We start from the raw sequence: 19,361 nt of genomic DNA, 5'->3' as shown, positions 1-19,361 counted from the left end.
TTCGCACGCCTATTTAGCCGCAGGTTCTGGCGCTTGTCCGGTCCACCCGAGAAGCTTCAAAATCCGTTCCGGCGGCACGACCATGCCATTGCGGGCAATGAGACAGGTATTCGAGGTGCCGCGGGCGACAATGCGCTTGCCGACCAGGAATTCATGTTCGCTAAACACCAAACGCTTGTCCCAATGAATGATGCGCGAGCGCAGCGTATACTTCTGGAACAGCCTGAGCGGACGCCGGAATTCCATGGTGAGTGAGCTGACGGCCGGAGCCCAACGGTATTTCCACATCAAGCGGTAAAGGCCGGTGCGCAAAAACAGATCCATCCGGCAAAGATCGATCAAGGTCAGATATCTGCCATTATTCATGTGAAAATTGATGTCGAGATCAGTCGGAAGGACACGCATCTTGAGCTTTGACCAGTCAAGAGGCTCCATGCGCCTGCGAAAGAAGGACAGCAGAACGACCCACGACAAACGGAAGATAAGGCTCATTACCAACACCGTTGAAACGAAACACCGACGTCTTGAACTTCCCCCGATCGTATGATCTTAGCATGCTTGCTGTTGGGTTTCGACTACGCTGTGTGCTGTAGGACCCCCGGTTGTGCCGAGAGCATCGAATGTGCTACCCATTGCGCCGATTTCCTGGGCTTACTAACGGAAAATTTTGATGAATGAAGCCGGTGACAGCAAGCGGCTCGCCGAATTGAGGGCCGTTGCGAAAAAGATCTATATGGCCGGTGTCGCGGCGGCAGATCCGGCGAAAGCAGTATGCCGGGCCTTGCGGGTTAATGACGGTCAGATTGAAATTATGCTGTTGCCGGGCACGCCGGGTTCGCAGATTCGTCGCGGCGACTGGCAGACCGTGCGCCCGATCGCGATCGGCAAGGCGGCCAAAGCCATGGCACGGGCCGTTTCAGATCTGCTTCCGGAGAGTCTCTTTCGCGACGGCGGCGTCATCGTGACCAACCACGAAAATGCCAGTGACGACGGTGCGGGTGACATTCGAGGTTTTGAGTTGATCGGTGCCGGGCATCCTTTGCCTGATCAGGGCGGTGTGCGCGGGGCGCAACGGGTCATGGAAATCGCCGCTCAAGCCGATGAGGACGAACTTGTCCTGGTACTGGTCAGCGGTGGCGGTTCGGCTTTGTTACCGGCACCGGTGCCGCCGATCACGCTGGGAGAAAAGATTGCGACCACGGATTTGCTGTTAGCCTGCGGTGCCGACATTGTGCAAGTCAACTGTGTCCGTAAGCACCTTTCGGCCCTAAAGGGGGGAGGCTTGGTCCGTTACGCCGCGCCCGCGGCACTGCACGCACTGATCCTTTCCGACGTTATCGGCGACGATCTGAGCGCGATCGCGAGCGGGCCGACCGTACCGGATGCAACGAGCTTCTCAGATGCCATCGCGATCCTCGAAGAGGGGGATGTATGGAACCGTGTGCCCTTGAGCGTAAAAACAAGGCTTGAGCAGGGCCGGGACGGTGCCGTCGAAGAGACGCCGAAATCCGGCGATCCGATCTTCGACTCTGCGGGATCGTCGCTGATCGGCAGCAACGGCATGAGCCTGTCCGCGACGGAGCGCGTTGCCGGCGAGCTCGGCTTTCAGACCCAAATCGTTAGCGATGCCCTTTGCGGTGAAGCACAGGATGCCGCTGAGCTGCTTCTTGCCGCGGCGCTTGCTGCAAACGTTGAGATGGGCCGGCCATTGGCTTTGCTGACAGGGGGCGAGACCACTGTAACTTTGCAGGGCAACGGACGTGGAGGGCGGAATCAGGAGCTTGCGCTTGCCTTTGCGATGAAGGCAGCCGCTCGAGGATTCTCCGGTCGCTGGACCTTTTTGAGCGGCGGAACGGACGGCCGTGACGGTCCCACGGATGCCGCGGGTGGTATTGTCGATCCGTCAAGTCTGGCACGTATCCAGGCGGCAGGCGGAGATGCTGAGGCGCTTTTAGCAAACAACGATTCTTATCAGGCGCTGTCGCTGGCTGGCGATTTGCTGCAGCCAGGCGCGACCGGGACCAATGTCGCGGACCTCCAGGTTCTGCTTATCGATCCGTCCTGAGGCGCCGCGGTCCGCTGACACGAGCACAGATTTGATCTATCCTGGATAATCTTTATCGAAGATATAGTTCTTCCATAAAGAGCATAAGGGATTTGAATTTGATCGATATCCAGAGTGTTCGTCGCGCCTATGCCATGCAGGTTCTGGCTGCTGCCGGTGTAGAGAATCAATCGTTGGAAGATGCCTTTGCAACGGTTGCTCGTGAAGACTTCTTAGGGCCGGGACCTTGGCCGATTCTGCGTTGGGGCAAAGGGTATGTTCCCTCGCCAAGTGATGATCCGGTTTACCTTTACAGCAATGACCTTGTCGGGATCGATCAATCGCGTAATCTCAACAACGGACAGCCCGCGCTGCATGCCAAGTTAATTGGCAGCGCCTTTCCTCGAGCCGGTGAACATGTCGTTCACATTGGCGTCGGTGTTGGTTACTACAGTGCGATATTGGCAGCCATGGTCGAGCGGTCCGGTCGTGTGACTGCAGTGGAATACGACAATGAACTGGCAACGAGGGCGGAAGAAAACCTGCAATCGTTCGAACAGGTCACCGTCATCCAGGGCGATGGAGCCAGGGTCGGCTTCGAGCCTGCAGATATCATCTATGTAAACGCCGGTGCGACCCATCCAGCCAAAAATTGGATCAGTCGGCTGCGCGATGGCGGGCGGATGATCTTACCGTTGACAACCCGGCAGGGCTTCATGGCGTCGCCGGATGCGAAGCCCATTGAACGCCGCGGCGCTGTTTTTCGGCTGCAGCGCTGTGGAGACGATTATTACGCGCGCTGGATCTCTCCGGTTGCCATCTATCCCTGCGAGGGCGCTCGGGATGAAGATGCCGAGGCCGCTTTGGGTGCAGCATTGGACCGGGGAGGCTGGGAAAAAGTTACTCGGTTTTACTTCGGCGAGGACATGCCAGAGTCGAGTGACTGCTGGCTGCGCACCAGCCGTTGGTGCTTGTGCTAGAGGGCGGTCGTTCTTAACAGAGTCCGTCAGGATTGATCAGGCGATAGATAGATTTGCAGGACGCAGGTATATTTCATAACCAAGTTGAAAGGTGCGCCGAGAGTAATCTCACTTTTAGGAGAAATTACATTCTGATTAAAAGCACTTCGTTAGGACCATTATTACATTAATATTACAATGTTATGACATGTTGTTGAATTGTTGTTGCATCGCAAGAGGTGAATCATCAAGATCGCCAACTTACGTACTGAGTTCGATAGGGTTTTAGTTTTACAGGGATGGCTCGACGGCGAGGTCCGGCCAATAGGGCTCGCTGTCTGCCTTTGACGCATGCAGCATGAAATTGAGCTGAAACTGGCTATCGCTGAAGAGCACATGGTCCGTTGGCGACGGGCATCGTTGTTTCGACGCTATGCAAAGGGTCGTTCGACCAACAAACATCTGCTGAGTACCTACTTCGATACGCCGGAACTTGATTTGAAGGCACAAGGGATCGCCTTGCGCGTGCGCAAGATCGGACGAAGGCGGATCCAGACACTCAAAGTGCCGGGCAACAAGGCGACGGGCTTCCAACATCTGATCGAGTATGAGCAGGAGATTACGCAGGACGAGCCTGATCTTTCCCTCATTGACAGCAAACCCTTGCAAAAACTCTTCGCCAAGACCGAGCTTCATGACCGATTGACTGCGGTTTTTACCACCGATATCAAACGCCGGATCACGGTTTTGGAGCATGGTGAGAGCGAGATCGAAATGGCGCTCGATGAGGGGAGTATTCGAACTGGTAATAAGGTTCTGCCTCTGAGCGAAGCCGAGTTCGAACTGATATCCGGCCGGCCGGAGGATATCCTCAACTTGGCACTGGAAATTCACGGCGCGCTGCCGTTTTCTGTGGAACGGCGAAGCAAGGCAAAGAGAGGGTACAGCCTCTTTACCGACGAAGTTTCGATACCTGTACGTGCCAGTTCGATGAAACTGGACGCCAAGTCGAATACGCGTGAAGTGTTTTCCCAGATCGCCTGGAATTGCATCAACCAGATGCGAGACAATGAACAGCCGGTTCTTCAGTCGGCGGATCCTGAAGGCGTTCACCAGTTGCGGGTTGGCATTCGCAGGTTGAGATCCCTGTTCGTCCTTTATCGCTCTCTTCTCAGCCCCGAGACTCAGGGGACAATTGTCGAGGAGTTGGCTTGGGCGCAAAAACAGCTGGGTCCTGCACGCGACTGGGATGTCTTCGTCGAGGAAACGCTCGCCAAGGTGCGCGACCAAATGCCGGAAGAAAAGTCTCTCTCGCATCTTGCGAAGGTGGCGGCAAAAATGCGGGCAACAACATCAGGTGATGCCAGAACTTTCGTGAGAAGTGAACGCTACGCGCTGTTGCTCTTACGCTTGTTTAAGGGCCTTGAATCGGATGCCTTTTTGGCCAATGAGGATAAGGCTGTACGCAAGGCGTTGAAGCAGCCCATACCGGATTTCGCTGTGTCCGTGCTGACGCAGCATGACCGGCGCGTAAGAAAATTGGCTGCACGGCTCGAACAGTTGGAGGTCGAAGACATCCACCGGCTTCGCTTGCGTGTGAAGAAGATGCGTTATGCGGCCGAATTTTTCCGAAACCTCTTCACAGTTAAAAAGGCCAAAAGGCGTAACAAGGCTTTGGCATCATTGCAGGAAGCGCTCGGCGCGGTAAATGATGCCGTGGTCTGCGAGGAACTCCTTAAGCAAATGACCTCTGCTGCACCCAGAAATACAAATCTCCGCGTTGCGTCAGGTGTTTTGCAGGGCTGGTACCAGGCTCTCTCCGCGCAGAGTATCAAGTCCCTCGCCATGTTATGGGAGGACTACGAGGCTACACCGTGTTTTTGGGAAAAATAAAATTCGCGCGGTCTTTTTGTTACAGCTGCGAGTGTGATCCCACATTAGTCACGCAGGTCGCGTGGCCTGACAAATTGCACGAGTTTGCCGCGATCCTCAGCGAGGTCCTTCCAATGCTCGACCGGCAGTTCGAAAGCGGCAATTGCCGCTGTCGGAAACTTTTCATCGAGTGCAGACAACGCTTCTGCATCAGAATCATTACCGGCAAGCTGTCCCGCCAGCGCTTCCATGCCCGGATTGTGGCCAATCAACATCATCGTCTCAAATTCGTCTGATTGCTGCTGAACGATGGATTTCAGCTTTGCGGGCGGCGCCATGTAGAGGTCTTCACGATGCTCGACCTTGTGCGCAGGAGGCATACATTCGGTCATTAAATCATAGGTCTGCGCAGCCCGCCGTGCCGTCGAACAAAGAACCAGAGCTGGGGCAATGCCCAAGCGTACCATCTCCCGGCCCATTCTCGGGGCCGCCATGTGTCCGCGTGCGGCGAGTGGCCGCTCAAAGTCACCTCTTGCAGGCGTCTTCCAGTCTGACTTTGCGTGGCGCAGAAGGTATAATTTTTTCATATACTTACCGGACATTCCTCAAAACCTTAGAGATCTTGAAGCCAGTTTACCAAAGCCTGGCCGATCTCATCGGGGGAATCCTCCTGAATAAAGTGACTGCCCGCCACTGTGACTTCGCTTTGATTCGTCCAGCTGCGGCAGAACTCCCGCTGCGGGCCAACCAGGATCGCGCCTGGTTCTGCATTGACGAAGAGCTTGGGAAGACCGTTCTCCGCCATCCAGGCGGCATAGTCCGAGACGATCTGTACAACATCATCTGGTTCGCCGGAAAGCGGGATTTGCCGCGGCCACGTAAGGGTAGGGCGCCGGTCCTCGCCAGCGTCGGTAAAGGGACGGCGGTAAACCGCCATCTCGGCTTCGGTCAAGTCGCGCAGAACCGAACCGGGCAGAACCTTTTCGACGAAGAAGTTCTTATCCAGCACCATGCTTTCACCGGCTTCGGACCGAAAACCCTGAAACAGTGGTGTGATAGCCTCCGGCCAGTCGTCCCAGCTGACGGGCCGAACGATGCCTTCCATGTAGGCGATGCCTTTGACCGCATCCGGGTGGCGCCGTGCCCAGTCGAAGCCCAATGCCGAGCCCCAGTCATGGATCACCAAAGTGACGTCATTCTTAACATCAATGGCTTCAAGGAGAGCGTCGAGATATTTCCGATGCTCCACAAAGCGGTAGGAATCGGGTCCGCTGTCATCCAGCTTTTCCGAATCGCCCATGCCGATCAGATCAGGCGCGATGCAGCGGCCCAAGGATTCCAGCTGCGGCATGATGTTCCGCCAGAGATAGGATGAGGTCGGGTTGCCGTGCAGAAAGACGATGGGATTGCCTTTCCCCAGCTCGACATAAGCCATGCGCTTGCCCAGCACGGTGGCGTGTTTCTTGGGCAGTTCGTCGCTTGATATCATCGGGGGAGATCCTTTTGCGGAGCGCCGAGTTGGATATGGGGGAAACCGCGCCGAAGCTTATGAAAGTAGCAGCGGCGAGAGTGTTTGCAACATGACCCTCACGCGCCCTGTACCTGTCCGTCGTCGGACATGGCGGCGGCGGCGGCTTCTTCGATCCGTTTTTTCATTTCCGGATTGTCGTTTATGGAGTCAGGAACATCGACCAGCACACGGCGATGGGCGAAGTGGATACCGTTCTCGTGGAAAGCTTCCTGGACCCGCCGGTAAACTTCCTTGCGGATCATGAACTGTTCGCCGGGCTTGGCCTTGAACTTGGCGCGCAGGATCATAGCGGAGTCTTCCATCGCTTTGACGCCTTGTGACTTCAAGGGTTCCAGGAAACCAGCGCCCAGGATCTCGTCTTCCAGCAACTCAGCGCCAATCCGCTTGAAAATCTTCTTCACCTTGTTGATATCGGTGTCGTACGTCACCCGGAACTCGAGCTTCATGATCACCCAGTCGCGGCTGTAGTTGGTCAGGTATTTGATTTCGCCGAAGGGGACGGTGTGCAGCGGGCCGCGGTGATGGCGCAGGACCAGAGAGCGCACGTTGATCGCCTCCACCGTGCCTTTTACATCGCCGATATCGACGTATTCCCCAAGACGGAAGGCATCGTCGACCAGAAAGAACACACCGGAGACAATGTCTTTTACCAGAGTCTGTGCGCCGAAGCCGATAGCGATGCCGATCACCCCGGCGCCGGCCAGCAGCGGACCGACGTTCACGCCCAGGGCCGAGAGCATGACCATCACCGCCATGACCAGGATGGTGATGAAAAGAAACTTGCGCAGCAGGGGCAGGAGCGTGGCCAGCCGGGTGGCGCCCTTGCCGCCGCCTTCGCCTTCGCTCTCAACCTGTTCGCCGCCGCCGTCGGCTTTGATCCGGCGATCGATGGCATGCTGCGCGACCTGCCAGATCACGTAGGCGAGCAGGATGGTGAAGCCGATCTCTACGATGGCACGAATGGCCGAGGCGCCGAGCCCGCCGGTTGATATGGCAAAGACATCAATGCCCCAAAGCCGGGCAAAAATCAGAACGCCGAGAATCACCAGCAGAAGACGGATGGCCCGGAATAGAATGGGGAGGTAGGCATGGCCGGCGCTTTCCGGCGCGATCGCGTCCCCGATCATCTGCCGCAGCGTGTAGTCGACCAGCGGCACGGCAATGATGATGACCAAACTCCCCATTGCGGCGGTGGTGATACTGTCATGACCGATGAGTGAAGCAGTCACGGCAATGAGGAAGATCGCAACAACATAGGCTACGGCGAGCAGGTGCCATATCTGCCCAAAAATAGCGCGCAGGCGTTCGCCAACGGTCGTGGGCTCATCCGTATTGCCGATCAAACCGGCGATATCCCGCCTGTCGCGCCAGATAAAGCCGATTAGTAGAAGAGAGAAAACCGCACCGCCGGCAATATGATAGAGCTCGGTCAGATCCGGATCCATGTTAAAGGCCCGCAGCAGGTTGCCGCCCATAAAGAAAAAGGAGAAGAGAGCCAAACACATGAATTGACTGTGCAGGCGTTTGGAGAGGGTGTCTTCAAAGGGCAGACATCGCAGTGACGGGGTTAGGGGTGCGAGCAGGAAACGCGAGATTACCGAGATGACCCTGTAAACGACGGCCGCTCCAACCATGGTGAGCACCAGTAGCCTGACGGGCGGATAACCTTGATAAACTGCGAAGAAGCAAGCCAAGGCGACCAATGCAAAGATAGCGACGGCAACGAAATCGAGCAGGACACGCAGAATCAGGTAACCTGCTTTCCCGGCCGTTGTTGCCGGCGTAGCCTGACTGATTTCATTTCTGACTTTTTGTGTGAGGTGCCGGAAGCCGAATTCCGCTATGGCTCCAGCCCCGAAGATGAAGGCAAAACCAGCCAGGAGAATGAAGAGGAATTCGCTGCCGCGTCCCGGCGGGGCAATATGCGCGAAAGTCTCGGAGATCAGCTCAGGGAATCGTGGTGCGGAATGCAGGACGTCCGCCAGCCGTTCGCGGACGATATGTGCGCGGCTGTCGAAATCGGAGACCATACCGGCCGAGTCTCCATCTGCGTTTGCGCCAGATCTTTGGTCGAGGTAGTCGATCAGCAACTGCCGCACCTGGCCGTCACTGAGCCGCGCAAGCAGGTCACTCCGTTCTTCCGACGTCAGATCTTCTGCAAGCGGAGAGAGTTCGCTCTCTGCCTTTTGGGTACTCTCTGTGATTACGCCTGGGATTGTCTGTGCCTGTCCAAGCGAGAACGGCACGCAGATTAGAAAAGCCACAAGGAGAAAGGTCGAGAAATCGATGGCACGACCAGAATTTCGATGCGCCTTCACCCAGGGTAGAATTCCAGTTACCACGACCGACTCCATTGCACTCTCATCGTTGCTGGGAGCGTAGCATGATCGCTGTCTTTCAAACAAAACTGCACGGCTTCGTCACCCAGGAGCAATTTAAGCTGTGCAGAATGCGCCGGGCGCATGATCGGAAATTGCAATAGACATGTCATAAAGCCGGGTTCAACATCGCTGCTACGCTATAGACAATTCACCGAGTCCTAATTCCTGAATGCGGTTGCTGCTCCAGCGATGCTTAAAACCCTCTCATCGATTGCCGCGTTGCTTCTGGCTATTGCCTATCTTGCGCTCGGAAATGGTCTCTTTTCGACCCTGATCTCGGTGCGTTCGAGCCTTCAATTCGGTTCAACCGAGACGACCGGCGCGATCATGTCGTCTTATTTTCTTGGGTTGGTGGTCGGTGTCTTCTGGTGCCGTGAAGTCATCCGGAAGGTTGGCCACATCAGAGCCTTTGCTGCCTTTGCCGCATTGCTTTCGATCCTGCCGCTTTGCCACGCCTTCGTCGTCAACCCGTGGGCCTGGGCTATGTTCAGGGTTATCGCAGGACTCTGCTTGTCCGGGGTCTTCATGGTCGCGGAAAGCTGGGTCAACGAGCGTGCGACCAACCAGATCCGAGGGCAGGTGCTCTCAATCTATATGATCACTTTTTATCTGGCCCTGGGCAGCGGTCAGTTTCTGATCAACCTGGATGACACGCAGAAAGTCAGCCTGTTCGTGCTGGTATCGGTGTTGTTTTCCGTGGCGATTATTCCGATTTCGCTCACGCAGTCCGAGGCTCCTGCGCCTGTGCCCAAAGTGAGTTTCGGCGTGGTCGACCTCTTTAAACTCTCGCCGCTGGCTGTTGTGGGTGGTGCCGCAGCGGGAATCTCCAACGCGTCTTTCTATGGTATGGGGCCGGTTTTCGCCAAGGAGGCCGGATTGCCTCTGACCGGCGTGTCGATTTTCATGGGGGTCACTATCTTTGGCGGGCTGGTGCTGCAGTGGCCTTTGGGCAAGCTGTCGGATCACTTCGATCGGCGGCATATTATCATGACGCTCGCGGTGATTATCGCCATCACTTCTCTGGGCATGGTGCTGCTGGTCGGAATTGATCCACTGGCGATCTATGTCCTGACCGCTATTTTTGGCGGTGCGGCCTTTGCCCTGCATCCCGTTTGCACAGCGCACGCAAACGATTTCTTGGATGCCGAGCAACGGGTCAATGCCTCCGGCGGCCTGATGGTCGTCTACGGCTGCGCGGCAGCCTCTGGCCCATTGATTGCTTCGACCGTCATGGGTTTTGCCGGCACAGAAGGGCTGTATTATTTTATCGGCGTGATCCAAGTGCTGCTCTTTGGATTCGCCATCTACCGGGCGGCCGCACGTAAGACGATCCTGCGCGTTCTGCGCCATCCCATGGTATTCGTGCCGCGCATGACGACTGTGATGGCTCACATGGCTGCACATCGGCATCATGCTGCCGAGCTTCAGGAAAAAGCTGAACGCGAAGGCAGATCGGAAGACAGCTAAATTTCTACGCCTGAGATCAGCGGAACGCGGCTTCAGCGAAGCTGCGCAGCTTACGGGTATGCAGTCGGTCCGGTTGGAACTCGCGCAGCATTTCCATGGCGCGAATACCGATCATGAGGTGTTGATCGACCTGCCGCCGGTAAAAACTGTTGGCCATGCCCGGTAGTTTTATCTCGCCGTGAATCGGCTTGTCCGAGACGCAAAGCAGAGTTCCGTAGGGTACACGGAAGCGAAAACCGTTGGCGGCGATTGTTGCCGATTCCATGTCCAGCGCAATGGCCCGGCTCTGATTCAAGCGTTTGACGATCTCGGTCTGCTCGAGGAGTTCCCAGTTCCGGTCATCGATGGTGGCGACCGTGCCGGTCCGCATGACCTGTTTCAGGTCGTAGTCACGTAGATCGGTGGTCTCTGCGACTGCGCTCTCAAGTGCCTTCTGCATTTCCGCAAGTGCCGGAATTGGTACTGAGATCGGGAGATCACGATCCAACACGTGGTCGTCGCGGACATAGCCGTGCGCGAGCACGTAGTCGCCCAGTTTCTGCGCCCGTCGCAAGCCTGCGCAGTGCCCCAGCATCAACCAGGCGTGCGGCCGCAGAACAGCGACGTGATCTGTGATGGTTTTCGCGTTAGAGGGACCGACACCGATATTGATCAGGGTGATGCCCCGGTTGTCCGGGCATTTCAGATGATAGGCCGGCATTTGTGGAAGGCGCGGGGGCGGGGAGCCGTTTTGTTCTGCGGCCGCAGGCGATCCGCCTGCAGCCTGGTTGTAGGTGATGACGTCGCCGGGTTCGACGAAGGCGGAGTACTGACTGCGCCGCGGATCGTCGTTCTCGCCGGTCATCAATTCGTGGCAGAAGGCCATAAAGGCTTCAACGTAGAACTGATAGTTGGTGAAGATGACAAAGTTCTGAAAGTGTTCGGGCGAAGTTGCAGTGTAGTGCTTGAGGCGGTGCAGGCTGTAATCCACGCGCGGTCCGGTAAAGAGCGACAATGGGCGCGGACGATCGTTCGCAACTTCGTAAATGCCATTGACGATGCTGTCGTCGATCACGGTCAGGTCGGGCAGATCGAAGACGTCCCCCATGTTGCCGTAGCGTTCGGGCGTCAGATTGCCCTCGATATGAATGCCTTCGGCAAAGGAGAATTGCAGAGGAATTGGCGTATCCGAAATGCCGACTTCCAGTGGAGCCTCATGATTCTTCAACAGCAGACGGAACTGTTCGCGCAGGTAGTCCTTAAAAAGATCGGGACGGGTGAGGGTGGTGCCATGCACACCAGGACCGGCAAGAAAGCCGTAGGAGAGACGAGTATCGACCTTCGCCGCGGTGGTTGTGCGGGTCTGCACATAGGGGTAGCAGGCGCGCACCCGGCCGGCGAACTCTTCGCCCATCTGGTATGCTTCGAACCGCGCCCTAAGTTCGTGGGTGTTGTCGCGATAGATTTCGTCGACCCGCTGCCAGGCAGCATCCGGATCGTCAAATGGTCTGAGATCGCTGATGAGTGGAACTTTGTCGTTTTTTATTGTCATGGCGATTATTAGCACAGCTTTGCGCAGATGCCAGTGTCTAGGTTAGGCCTGCTCCGCCGTTTGCTTGTTTGTAGGCAGAATGACGGGGGATGCCGAGTGCTAAAAGACGTTGATCTGCAGACTGAAGCTTTCTCCATCGCTGACAACGACACGCCGGAACCCAAATAGCTTCAGTAGATCCAATGTGTTGTGCTTCAGGGTTGCACCACTCGTTGTAACGACAGGCAGGTTCCGCAAAGAAGGGGCAAGCTGGTTGATGTAGGCGCGTGCCTGAAACTGCGTCGTGAGGACGTTCCGATGCAGTGAAACAACAGCCAGTTCCTCGGAATCGATACCGGTCAGTATTAAGGCTGCCTGCGGTGGATAGCCCCGGTTGAGTTGCTGGTCGGTCAAGGCGGCCACGAGTGCTGCCCGGCTGCCCGCATCCTGATCGTGATTGCTGTCCAGCGGACTGATGTAATCTTCGCTCGACGTGATATCAGGATAGATCGCGGTCCCATTGCCTTGCGCGAAGGTCACACCTGTGAGGGCGAGGATCGTTGCAGAGATGATGGCGATCAAACGCATGGTCGTTTCCAATTCTCCTGGAGCGGGTCTTAATCGAAGGTTAGACGTTCTGAGCCGCGAGGCAAAGGTTTCGCAGTTTCCGCCAGGCGAGATCCCGCCCGAGGAAACCCAGGCCACAGTCCGGCGCGGCAATCAGACGGTCCTTATCGATGTGGCCCAAAGCCTGTTTCAGGCGTTCTGAAATCTCCTCCACAGATTCAACTTGGCTCTGTGCGATGGCAACCGCACCGAAAATGACCTTTGAGCGGGTGAAGCGTTCCAGCAGGGCGAGGTCGTTGTGACGGTGGGCATCTTCAATCGATATCTGGTCCAGGCCTGCTGCGTCGACTGCATCGGCAAGGACGAAATAGGATTTCGGGTCGGCCTTGGCGTAGTCTGTCTGGTCTAGATAATTCGGATAGCCGCAGCACATATGCATCACCTTGGTGACCCCGTCGGGGACGCCATGAAAGCAGCGCATCAGGTGCTCGATGCCATAGTCCAGTGCCTGTGGTGCCTTGCGGGCGAAGAGGGGTTCGTCGATCTGAATGACCCTGCAGCCTGCTTCTGCGAGCGCCCGCACCTCAAAATTGATGGCATCGGCCAGATCGGCACCTAGCCTGACCGGGTCGTCGTAAAATTCGTTGGCGGAGGTGTCGGCGACGGTCAATGGGCCGGGAACGGTCACCTTTAGAGGGCGATTTGTGAAGACCTGCGCGGATTTGAAGTCACTTGGCAGAAAGTGGTTGCCCTTGGGTTTGATTGGACCGCGGATGGTCGGGAGATCGATTTCGCAGGCACCATCCCGCGCGGTTGTGCGTGTCCGGTTGACGAAATCGAAACCCTCCAGGTGCCGACAGTGATAGTGAATGTAGTTCTCGCGCCGCACCTCGCCGTCGGTGGGAACATCGATGCCGGCGGAGACCTGGTCGGCGATCACTTCACCGGCGGCTCTGACAAAAATCGCTTCTGCATCTTCGGACCCGACCGAAGCAATCTGACTTTCGTAGTTGCCTGTGGACTCGTTGTGGCTTTCTCCTTGAAACCAGTCGCGAACGGGGACGTAGCCGGGCTTTGGGTAGGCCCCGATACAGGTGGTTTGCAGTGACATGGGCGGTGACTCCGAATGACCTCAAGCTGCCGGAATTGGAACGGTTTCATCTTCAGTTCAAATCTGATCCAAGTTCAAGCGTAATAGCCAACGCCCGTGACCGCTGGCGTGACCACGATTTTTTCGATATCGCTTGTACAGAGCCTCAGAAATCCAGACGCGCCGGAGAATCCTTGTCCCGCTTTCGCTATATTGCCTTTCATAAACCTTACGGTGTGCTCAGCCAATTTACCGGCGAGCCAGACCAGAGGACTTTGGCGGAATTCGGACTCCCGCCTGGGGTCTATGCGGCTGGGCGCCTGGACAAGGACAGCGAAGGATTGCTGGTGCTCAGTGATGACGGGCCGTTTATTAAACGCCTGCTGGACCCGGACCATGGCCATGCGCGCAGCTATCTGGTGCAGGTTGAGGGTTTACCGACACTGCGTGACCTCCAGCGCTTGAGCGGCGGTGTTGTCATCAAGGGCTATCGTACAAAACCCTGTCGTGCCGAGTTGCTGCATGAGCCGCCAAAAGTAGAGGCGCGCGATCCACCGATCCGTGCGCGCAAGGCAATCCCCACGTCTTGGGTCAAAATCACCTTGAACGAAGGCAAGAACCGACAGGTTCGCCGCATGACGGCCGCGATCGGTTTTCCGACCCTCCGTCTTCTTCGTGTTACCATGGGGAAGCTTGGATTGGAGGATTTAGCACAAGGTTCCTGGCGGGACGTGCGGCGGCAGGATATTCTCTAACCATGACAACGGCGATACCGCTGGGGCGGATTGCGAGCATAAAGGTATCCAATCAAAGATGAGCAATGGCGAAGATTACAGCAAGTGGTGGCATGAGGATTCAGGCGGTATCGGCCTGACCCACGCGCTGGAGATGGAGCTTCTGCATAAAGAGGTCAGCCCGTTTCAGAAGATTGAGATCTTCGAGCATAAAACCTTTGGACGCATCCTTGTCCTTGATGGTTTGATTCAGGCCGCACAGGCCGACGAATTCATTTATCACGAGATGGCGGTTCATGTGCCTTTGCTCGGCCGTCATCGTGATGCCGCCTCGGTGGTCATTGTCGGCGGCGGGGACGGTGGCATCCTGCGCGAAGTCCTAAAACACGATGAGGTGAAACGGGTGGTCATGGTCGAAATCGATCGCATGGTCATCGAGCTTTCAAACCAGTACCTCGGAATCAACGGCGACTATAACGATCCAAGGGTTGAACTGATCTGTGCGGATGCGGCGGATTATCTGCGAAAGGCTGCCGTTGCCGGTGACATGTTCGATCTGATCATCCTGGATCTGACCGAACCGGTCGGACCTTCTTCCAGCGTATTTACCGAGGCCTTCTGCCAGGACCTCGCGATCTGCTTGCGGCCGGACGGCGTGGTGCTCGATTCGGATAGTATCTTTATCGGTAGGGAGCGCGTGCAGTTCCTGCAGGAAATTTGCGGCGACAAGGACGAAAACCTCGTCAGTGTTATGAAGCAGAAGCAGTACCTGCCGCATATCAGTGCTTACCGCTCCATCGTTCCGTTGTATCCCGGCGCCGAATTTGGATTTTTCCTCTACAGCAAAGACGGGTTCTCTTACGCGGAACCCTTCCGGGACTTTCTTGGACGGCACTATAATGGGGACGTCCATCGTGCAGCTTTTGCCCTGCCGACTTGGTGGCGGGAGGAACTTGGGTTTTAGAACGAGGTCGTGTCTGAAATTAGCGGGCCGTTCACGTGGTTCGCTGAACTAAAAAAAACCGTTCAGACACTGCGGGTTAGCTCCGGACGGAAGTTCGTTAACCTGACGCGGGTTTTGCGTCACTCACGATCCGCATCGCGTTCTGATATTCCGGATCGCGTTGCCAGCGCCGCAACAAAGCCGTGGCGTTTTCACGGGTTGTGTTGTCGAAGAAGGCCATGGCCTGGGTGATTTCATCGGTTTCGATGTTCTTATCGCCCAACCGCCCATGTCGGAACTGCACAAGGATCGATGCGAATGCCGGTTTATCCAGTCCGAGAGCCTGGCAAACGATCGCGAGTCCTTCACCACCGGGTTCGAACAGGATTCGCCGAAGCAGATTGACCCGCAATTGACTAAATCTGCTTAACCCTAGCAAGAATGATGGGATTTCGCCTTCCTTCAACAGACCCAGAAGCCAGGTGGCTTGATCCGGATGGATGACGAAGTCGTTTGTCGTGGCCATTACAGGGGCAATGTTGTCAAAGGCCCTGCTGGCGTCGCTGTCTTCGTCGGCGTCTTCTTCCAGCAGGCCCCTGACAGCGGTCACGATGTTTTCGTCGAGATCGCTGGGGTCCAAATCGTAGTTAGCCAGAAGATGATCACGTAGAGCGGCGGACACGCTCCAGAAGAGTTTGCGGGCGAGCGCAGGCGGCAGGTCCCGGCGTTGCGTGAGAGGGGTCTGGTATGATGCCACTTCACGGGATTGTTCGACGAGCGCGCGCAGATCGTCTTCTGCGATAGAAGCGCCCGCATTTTCTAGCAGGGCTGTGATGACTCGTTGATTTCCCGTTTTGATCAGCGCGTTTGATAATGGTTCGCTCAGCGTTGGCCTCATAGCGACGGCCACCTGATGTTCCATTGTTCGGAACTGCACGATTTCGATCAATTCGGAATCACGCATGACTTCACTGTGCACTAAGATGGGGTGGGCCACCTCGATGTCGTCGTTCGCCAGCATGTTGAGCAGGTTCGAATGGGCATTGGGTATTGTTGAAAGACGCTCGGCCAAAGCCTTTCGGACCGACAGCTCAACTTCTTGGATGAGCTGGTGGATGATATCGCTCATGATCTGCCGGTCGACATCGCTGAGCAGACGTTCTTCGCCGGTATATAGGTCGCCGATGACCGTTGCGAGTCGCGCTCTGCTTTGGCTGGACTTGTCACGGGCGAGTTCGACCAACTCGTTCAGCTCGGGAGCTGTGCCGTGATTTTTTTCACCGTCTGCGGTGTCTTTACCTGTCTCGATCCCCATGAAACTCCGGAGCCGCTTCGATGGCCTTTTGGGAGCTATTCCCACTAGTTCTAGTTAAGAGGCCGAAAGAATACCTCGCGAAGGTTGACAAGCTATGAACCAGTAGTCGGTCAATACCTTGGCAGCGCGACTTTTTACGGGCCGTAAGTTTTTGAAGGAATTTATCGTTCTGGTTGAAGGATGGACGGTTTTACACTTTATCGCTTAAGTCTCCAGAATGAGTTAAAAGTCCGTCGGAACGCCGCCTTCTTCCTTACGCTTCGCCACGAAGGCCGAGAGCTCGTCGGCAATGGCCTGATCCAGCGGCGGGGCTTCGTATTCCTGGATAAGCTGTTTATAGATCCTGTTCGCGCGTTGGGTCGCAGTTTCGGAGCCAGCTTCTTCCCAGCTTTCAAAGTTCCGCCAGTCCGATACGATGGGCGCGTAGAACGCATTTTCATAACGTTCCTGGGTGTGTTCGGTGCCGAAGAAGTGCCCGCCCGGACCCACATCCCTGACCGCATCAAGCCCCAGACTTGCGTCATCGATCTCCAGTGGCTCCAGATAAGCGGCCACCATCTGCAGAAGATCAGCATCGATGATGACCTTTTCGAAGGAGGCGCAAAGCCCGCCTTCCAGCCAGCCAGCCCCGTGCTTCAGCAGGTTGGTGTGCCCGGTTACGGCGCCCCAGAGCGCGAAGACCGATTCATAGGCCGCCTGAGCGTCGACGATGTTGGACGCGTTAACATTGGACGAACGGTAGGGAATTCCGTAGCGGCGGGCCAGCTGACCACCGATTTGCGCCGTTTTGATGTATTCAGGCGTGCCGAAGGCAGGTGCACCCGACTTCATGTCGACGTTGGAGGTAAAGCCGCCGTACATGACCGGCGCGCCGGGGCGAACGATCTGGGCGAACGCGAGACCCGCCAGGGCCTCGGCATTCTGCTGCGCGAGGGCACCGGCCAGGGTCACGGGGGCCATGGCGCCGGAAAGCGTAAAGGGTGTCACGACCACCACTTGGTTTCGGCGTGCCATCTCGATGATCCCGCGCAACATTGGAACGTCCAGGCGCAGAGGAGAGGACGTGTTGATAATGGTCAGCAGGCTGGGTTCCTGATCGAGCTGATCTTCGGTCAAACCACGGGCGATCCGAACCATTTCAAGGGCGTCAAGATTACGCTCCCGACCTAGTGAATAGGCATGAAATACCTTGTCGCCCAAGGTGATGAAGTCGCTGAGACAATCCAGGTGTCGGGTCGCCGGGGGCAGATCAACCGGCTCGACCGGGTAGCCGCCGAACATGTGGATGATGTTGAGCTTTTGCCCGAGGCGGATGAAATTCCGAAAATCGACCTGATTGCCGACGCGCCGTCCATTGTCGCTGTCCGAACAGTTCGGGGCACTGGCAACCATGGAGGTAATGAAGTTCCGCCCTCCCATCGGCAGGTTATGAGCGGGGTTTCTGGCGTGCAGGGTAAATTCAGACGGTGCCGTTGCGACGGCTTCCAGAATCATGTCGCGGTCGAAGCGAACACGCTCGCTGCCAGGTGTGACTTCGGCGCCCGCCTTGGCCAAGAGATCCCTGGCTTCCTCCAGCAGGAAATCCATGCCGACCTCTTCCAGGATGGTCAGCGAAGCATCGTGAATCCGCTCAATCTGTTCGTTGTTGAGGAGCTCGGTCGGCGCATAGGAGTTAACGATGGGTTTCCAGGGCGGTTGAGTAAATCCGGCTTGTTGTCCGGCACGCTTGCTGCGTCTTGCGCCTGAGCGTCCCGAGCGGCGACCGCTCCTCTCCGTCGCCTCCTTTGCCGCCGTTTCCGATGACACGCCAACCCCAACATCACTCATCGTTTTAACTCCAATCGAGGATTACCTTGCCTGATTGACCGCTGTTCATGACCGAAAAGCCTTCTTCGAAGCGTTCAATCGGAAACCAGTGCGTCAGCACCGGTTTCAGGTCCATTCCGCTCTGCAACAGCGCAGTCATCTTGTACCAAGTCTCAAACATTTCACGGCCGTAGATCCCCTTGACCTGCAGGCCCTTGAAAATCAGGTCGTTCCAGTTAATTGCGGTGTCCTGAGGCGGAATGCCGAGCAGGGCCACCTTGCCACCATGATTCATGGCGCCAAGCATGTCGCGGAAAGCCTGCGGATTTCCCGACATTTCAAGGCCGACATCGAAACCCTCGGTCATCCCTAAGTCGGTCATGACTTCCGGCAATGTCGCTGTGGTGACATTAAGAGCGCGGGTGGCTCCGAGTTTATCCGCTAGCGACAGTCGATAGTCATTCACATCCGTAATCACTATGTGACGGGCACCTGCCTGCCTGGCGATTGCGGTCGACATCAGGCCGATGGGACCTGCACCGGTGATCAGGACATCCTCGCCAACCAGATCGAAGGATAGGGCGGTGTGGGCCGCATTGCCCATGGGGTCCAGGATTGCCGCCAGATCATCGGAGATATCATCGGGGAGGGGATAGGCGTTGGATGCCGGGATCGCAACCAGCTCGGCGAAGGCACCGGGTCGGTTGACCCCGACGCCGCTGGTGTTGCGGCAGAGGTGCCGTTTGCCGGCACGGCAGTTTCGGCAGTGCCCGCAGGTGATGTGACCTTCACCGGAAACCCGGTCTCCGACTTTGAAATCTGCGACATTGGCACCGACTTCGACGATCGTGCCGACGTACTCATGGCCGACGGTCATTGGGACAGGAATGGTCTGCTGTGCCCAGTCGTCCCAGTTATAGATATGCATATCGGTGCCGCAGATGGCGGTCTTTCTGATACGAATAAGGACGTCATTTGCGCCGCAGATTGGTTCCGGCACCTCCTGCATCCAGAGGCCCGGCTCCGACTTCGCTTTCACCAATGCTTTCATGGCGCTGTTCTTCCCATTGCGGTTGGTTCGCTTGAAACAGAAACTCTAGAGCCTGATTGGTTTTTCACTGAAACAGCAAAATCCGTGAATC

The 19,361-nt window shown here is 56.5% G+C and carries 16 protein-coding genes; 6 read left to right on the top strand and 10 right to left on the bottom strand.

Going from position 1 to position 19,361, the window contains the following annotated elements; translation table 11 throughout:
* Positions 1-9 precede the first annotated feature (9 nt).
* Positions 10-492, bottom strand: coding sequence for an acyl-CoA thioesterase (locus QMZ18_RS28895; RefSeq protein ID WP_282609872.1), 483 nt, complete (start codon positions 490-492; stop codon positions 10-12).
* Positions 493-670: 178 nt separating this feature from the next.
* Between QMZ18_RS28895 and QMZ18_RS28890 the strand changes: the two genes are divergently transcribed.
* From QMZ18_RS28890 to QMZ18_RS28880, 3 genes are all read left to right on the top strand, one after another.
* Positions 671-2,065, top strand: coding sequence for a glycerate kinase (locus QMZ18_RS28890; protein ID WP_282609871.1), 1,395 nt, complete (start codon positions 671-673; stop codon positions 2,063-2,065).
* 98 nt (positions 2,066-2,163) lie between these two features.
* Positions 2,164-3,024, top strand: coding sequence for a protein-L-isoaspartate O-methyltransferase (locus tag QMZ18_RS28885; protein WP_282609870.1), 861 nt, complete (start codon positions 2,164-2,166; stop codon positions 3,022-3,024).
* 330 nt (positions 3,025-3,354) lie between these two features.
* Positions 3,355-4,896, top strand: coding sequence for a CYTH and CHAD domain-containing protein (locus tag QMZ18_RS28880; protein WP_282609869.1), 1,542 nt, complete (start codon positions 3,355-3,357; stop codon positions 4,894-4,896).
* Positions 4,897-4,940: 44 nt separating this feature from the next.
* Here the strand turns inward: QMZ18_RS28880 and QMZ18_RS28875 are convergent, their stop codons facing one another.
* The 3 genes from QMZ18_RS28875 to QMZ18_RS28865 all read right to left on the bottom strand — a co-directional run bounded on the left by QMZ18_RS28875 (position 4,941) and on the right by QMZ18_RS28865 (position 8,760).
* On the bottom strand, positions 4,941-5,462 hold the full coding sequence (locus tag QMZ18_RS28875; RefSeq protein ID WP_282609868.1) for a histidine phosphatase family protein: 522 nt from the start codon (positions 5,460-5,462) through the stop codon (positions 4,941-4,943).
* Between the two features lie 26 nt (positions 5,463-5,488).
* On the bottom strand, positions 5,489-6,364 hold the full coding sequence (locus tag QMZ18_RS28870) for a haloalkane dehalogenase (RefSeq protein ID WP_282609867.1): 876 nt from the start codon (positions 6,362-6,364) through the stop codon (positions 5,489-5,491).
* 98 nt (positions 6,365-6,462) lie between these two features.
* Positions 6,463-8,760, bottom strand: coding sequence for a mechanosensitive ion channel domain-containing protein (locus QMZ18_RS28865; RefSeq protein WP_282609866.1), 2,298 nt, complete (start codon positions 8,758-8,760; stop codon positions 6,463-6,465).
* A 216-nt stretch (positions 8,761-8,976) separates the two neighbouring features.
* Between QMZ18_RS28865 and QMZ18_RS28860 the strand changes: the two genes are divergently transcribed.
* On the top strand, positions 8,977-10,254 hold the full coding sequence (locus QMZ18_RS28860) for an MFS transporter (RefSeq protein ID WP_282609865.1): 1,278 nt from the start codon (positions 8,977-8,979) through the stop codon (positions 10,252-10,254).
* A gap of 16 nt (positions 10,255-10,270) precedes the next feature.
* Here QMZ18_RS28860 and QMZ18_RS28855 read toward each other — a convergent pair whose 3' ends face one another.
* The 3 genes from QMZ18_RS28855 to QMZ18_RS28845 all read right to left on the bottom strand — a co-directional run bounded on the left by QMZ18_RS28855 (position 10,271) and on the right by QMZ18_RS28845 (position 13,442).
* Positions 10,271-11,785, bottom strand: a complete 1,515-nt coding sequence (locus tag QMZ18_RS28855) for an AMP nucleosidase (protein ID WP_282609864.1) — start codon at positions 11,783-11,785, stop codon at positions 10,271-10,273.
* Between the two features lie 99 nt (positions 11,786-11,884).
* Positions 11,885-12,352: a hypothetical protein gene (locus tag QMZ18_RS28850; protein WP_282609863.1), complete on the bottom strand. Its 468-nt coding sequence runs from the start codon at positions 12,350-12,352 to the stop codon at positions 11,885-11,887.
* Positions 12,353-12,392: 40 nt separating this feature from the next.
* On the bottom strand, positions 12,393-13,442 hold the full coding sequence (locus QMZ18_RS28845) for a cobalamin-independent methionine synthase II family protein (RefSeq protein ID WP_282609862.1): 1,050 nt from the start codon (positions 13,440-13,442) through the stop codon (positions 12,393-12,395).
* Here QMZ18_RS28845 and QMZ18_RS28840 point away from each other — a divergent pair.
* Entirely contained in the window at positions 13,436-14,176 is a 741-nt protein-coding gene (locus QMZ18_RS28840; RefSeq protein ID WP_282609861.1) for a pseudouridine synthase, read from the top strand. The genes QMZ18_RS28845 and QMZ18_RS28840 overlap by 7 nt on opposite strands.
* Before the next feature lie 58 nt (positions 14,177-14,234).
* Positions 14,235-15,119 carry a hypothetical protein gene (locus tag QMZ18_RS28835; RefSeq protein WP_282609860.1) on the top strand — a complete coding sequence of 295 codons (885 nt, stop codon included), beginning with the start codon at positions 14,235-14,237 and terminating at the stop codon, positions 15,117-15,119.
* A gap of 97 nt (positions 15,120-15,216) precedes the next feature.
* Here QMZ18_RS28835 and QMZ18_RS28830 read toward each other — a convergent pair whose 3' ends face one another.
* The 3 genes from QMZ18_RS28830 to tdh form a co-directional block, all read right to left on the bottom strand.
* Positions 15,217-16,413 carry a DUF2336 domain-containing protein gene (locus tag QMZ18_RS28830; protein WP_282609859.1) on the bottom strand — a complete coding sequence of 399 codons (1,197 nt, stop codon included), beginning with the start codon at positions 16,411-16,413 and terminating at the stop codon, positions 15,217-15,219.
* 222 nt (positions 16,414-16,635) lie between these two features.
* A complete protein-coding gene (locus QMZ18_RS28825) occupies positions 16,636-18,240 on the bottom strand; it encodes a trimethylamine methyltransferase family protein (protein ID WP_282609858.1) in 1,605 nt (534 codons plus the stop codon).
* Positions 18,241-18,244: 4 nt separating this feature from the next.
* Positions 18,245-19,270: an L-threonine 3-dehydrogenase gene (tdh, locus tag QMZ18_RS28820; RefSeq protein ID WP_282609857.1), complete on the bottom strand. Its 1,026-nt coding sequence runs from the start codon at positions 19,268-19,270 to the stop codon at positions 18,245-18,247.
* Positions 19,271-19,361 lie beyond the last annotated feature (91 nt).

The sequence above is a fragment of the Pelagibius sp. Alg239-R121 genome, from assembly GCF_947331435.1.
Taxonomy (GTDB): domain Bacteria; phylum Pseudomonadota; class Alphaproteobacteria; order Kiloniellales; family Kiloniellaceae; genus Denitrobaculum.
The sequence above is the reverse complement of the archived record's forward strand: the minus strand, read 5'-3'. Positions and strand labels throughout refer to the sequence as shown.